The sequence below is a fragment of the Rugamonas sp. genome (assembly GCF_025354735.1).
GTDB lineage: Bacteria > Pseudomonadota > Gammaproteobacteria > Burkholderiales > Burkholderiaceae_D > Rugamonas.
The window spans coordinates 1-3347 of sequence record NZ_JANXMI010000060.1; the positions used below are offsets into that span (position 1 = coordinate 1).

A 3347-nucleotide genomic window follows, 5' to 3' on the forward strand; every position below is an offset into this window, starting at 1 on the left:
TCGATGGCGGCGTTCAGCGACAGGATGTTGGTCTGGTCGGCGACCTTGGTGATCGTCACCAGCACGCTGTTGATGTTCGACGCCTTCTCGGACAGCGCGGCCAGCTTGGCGTTGATCGAGTCGGTGGCCGAGACCATGTGCCGCATGGTGCCGTCCATGCGCTGGAGGTTGCTTTGCGCCTCGGCGGTGGCGCTGGTGGTGTAGTCGGCGACGGCGGTGGCGTCCTCCATGGCCTTGAGCAGCTGCGTGGTATTGGCCGAAATCTCGCGGGTGGTGCTGAGGATTTCCACGCTGGTCTGGGCCTGTTCGATGCCGGTCGCCTCCTGCTGCCGGGCCGACGCGGCGATCTCGGTGGCCGCCGTCGTCACCTGGATGCCGGCCTTTTGCACGTCGCTCACCAGGCTGCGCAAATTATCGAACATGCGCGCCAGGCCGGCGCCCAGCTGGCCGATGGCGTCGCCGCCGGTGATGGACACGTGGCCGGTCAGGTCGCCCGACGCGGCCTTCGACACCACCGCCAGCAGCGCGTCGACTTTCAGTTTGAGCGCGCCGGTGGCGGCCAGCTCCTGGGCCAGATTGTCCTGCATGGCCTGGGCCATGCGATTGAATTCGATGGCGACCTGGCCCAGTTCATCGCGCGACAGCACGTCGACGCGCGCGTCGTGGCGGCCGGCGGCGATCTTGCCGGCCGTGTCGGTGAGCTGGTTGAGCGGCAGCAGCAGGGCGCGCGACAGCAGGTAGCCGATCAGCGCGGCCAGCACCACGCAGGTGATGCCGCCGGCCGTCAGCACCAGCATCATCATGCGGCGCAGTTCCCGCAGCTCGGTCGAGCGGATCGCCAGCAGGCGGTTTTCCTCGCTGCCGATGTCGGCGATCTGGCGCCGGATTTCGGCCATGGTCTTGGAGCCGTTGACGATGTCGGCCACCGTCGCCGCCTGCATCGACATGCCGACGGTCTGGTTCAACAGCCGGCGCTTCTCGACCAGCGGATGGATCACGCGATTGATCCATTCGTCGACCAGGGGGCGCAGTGTGGCCAGCCGTTGCTGTTGCGAGGCGTTGTCGATGGTGAGGTGGGCCACCTGGTCGAGATGGAGGTAGGCCGCCGCCTCCTGTTGCGGCATCGGCGCGGCGATGCTCTCGTCGCCGGTCAGCATGAAGCCGCGGTTGGCGGTCTGGATTTGCAGCAGCGCGTTTTCGATGTGGTCCACTTCCAGCAGCACTTCCAGTGTGTGCCGGTCCCACCGGTTGGCGTTCGAGAGTTTGCCGAAATTGATGTAGGCCAGCGCGAGCAGCAACAGGATGATGGCGACGATGAGGCCAAATCCGGTCGCCAGTTTATTCTTGATGCGCAGGTCTTTGATCATGAGGTCTCCGAAGCATGGCGTGCGTACCGGAGCAATGTATCACCTTGTCGCGCGCCGCGCGAGAGGCGGCTGTCGTTTTTTCGGCGCAAAAAAAGGCCGCTCGAAAGCGGCCCTTTAACCACGGGGCGCAGCTGGCGCGGCCCCGGTTCCTGCATGACTTGCTAGTTACTGGCCGCGCTTTTGGCGCGCGATCGCCGCGATGCGCATGCGCAGCGCATTGAGCTTGATGAAGCCGCCGGCGTCGGCCTGGTTGTAGGCGCCGCCGTCTTCGTCGAAGGTGGCGATGTTCATATCAAATAGGGAGTCGGTCTTGGAGTCGCGCGACACCACGGACACACTGCCCTTGTACAGTTTGACGCGCACCCAGCCATTGACGCTCGCCTGCGTGTGGTCGATCAGCGTTTGCAGCGCGACGCGCTCCGGCGCCCACCAGTAGCCGTTGTAGATCATCGAGGCGTAGCGCGGCATCAGGTCGTCCTTCAAGTGCGCCACTTCGCGGTCCAGCGTGATCGATTCGATGGCGCGGTGGGCCTTGAGCATGATGGCGCCGCCCGGGGTTTCGTAGCAGCCGCGCGACTTCATGCCGACGTAGCGGTTCTCGACCAGGTCCAGACGGCCGATGCCATGCTTGCCGCCCAGGCGGTTGAGTTCCGTCAGCACGGTGGCGGCCGACATGCGCACGCCGTTCAGGGCCACGATGTCGCCGCGCTCGTATTCGATGTCCAGGTACTCGGCTTCGTTCGGCGCCGCTTCCGGACTGACGGTCCAGCGCCACATCGATTCCTCGGCTTCGGCGCTCGGGTTTTCCAGGTGCCGGCCTTCGAAGGAGATGTGCAGCAGGTTGGCGTCCATCGAATACGGCGCGCCGCCGTTCTTGTGCTTCATGTCGATGTCGATGCCGGCGTCCTGCGCGTACTGCAGCAGTTTTTCGCGCGACAGCAAATCCCACTCGCGCCACGGCGCGATGATCTTCACGTCCGGTTTCAGCGCGTAGGCGCCCAGCTCGAAGCGCACCTGGTCGTTGCCCTTGCCGGTGGCGCCGTGCGAGATGGCGTCGGCGCCGGTGGCGTTGGCGATCTCGATCAGGCGCTTGGCGATCAGCGGCCGCGCGATCGAGGTGCCGAGCAGGTATTCGCCCTCGTAGACGGTGTTGGCGCGGAACATGGGGAAGACGAAGTCGCGCACGAATTCTTCGCGCACGTCGTCGATGTAGATGTTTTCCGGCTTGATGCCGAACTTGATGGCTTTGGCGCGCGCCGGTTCCAGCTCCTCGCCCTGGCCCAGGTCGGCCGTGAAGGTGACGATTTCGCACTGGTAGTTATCCTGCAGCCACTTGAGGATAACGGAGGTATCGAGGCCGCCCGAGTAGGCCAGGACTACTTTTTTAATGTCGCTCATGCTCATTCCATTCTTCTGTAAAAAGTCGATTCTTGATGCGGGGTTTTAGGCTTCGGCGTCGGCTTCGACACGGCCGATCAGCAGGTATTCGATCAGCGCCTTTTGCACGTGCAGGCGGTTTTCCGCTTCCTCCCACACCACCGATTGCGGTCCGTCGATCACCTCGGCGGCCACTTCCTCGCCGCGGTGGGCCGGCAGGCAGTGCATGAACAGCGCGTCGGGCGCGGCGCGCGCCATTTTCGCGCCGTCGACGATCCAGCCGTCGAAGGCGGCGATGCGGGCCGCGTTTTCTTCTTCGTAGCCCATGCTGGTCCAGACGTCGGTGTTGACCAGGTGGGCGCCGGCGCAGGCGTCGGACGGGTTGGCGAAGAAGGTGTAGCGGTCGGTCGACACCAGCGACATGTCCATGTCGTAGCCCTTCGGCGTCGACACGTGGACGTGGAAGCCGAACACCTCGGCCGCCTGCAGCCACGAGTAGAGCATGTTGTTGGCGTCGCCGATCCAGGCCACGGTCTTGCCGGCGATGGGGCCGCGGTGTTCGTAGTAGGTGAAGATGTCGGCGAACACCTGGCAGGGATGGTG

Annotated in this window: 2 protein-coding genes and 1 pseudogene; all 3 read right to left on the reverse strand. The window is 64.6% G+C overall.

Going from position 1 to position 3347, the window contains the following annotated elements; genetic code table 11:
• Window positions 1-1367 (reverse strand): CHASE3 domain-containing protein (locus Q0S71_RS06245; protein WP_295992964.1); only part of this gene is annotated, 1367 nt, incomplete at its 3' end.
• Between the two features lie 165 nt (window positions 1368-1532).
• Complete coding sequence (locus tag Q0S71_RS06250) at window positions 1533-2765, reverse strand: argininosuccinate synthase (RefSeq protein ID WP_295992965.1); 1233 nt, start codon at window positions 2763-2765, stop codon at window positions 1533-1535.
• A 45-nt stretch (window positions 2766-2810) separates the two neighbouring features.
• Window positions 2811-3347 (reverse strand): annotated as a pseudogene (locus Q0S71_RS06255) (ornithine carbamoyltransferase); the annotation flags it as partial.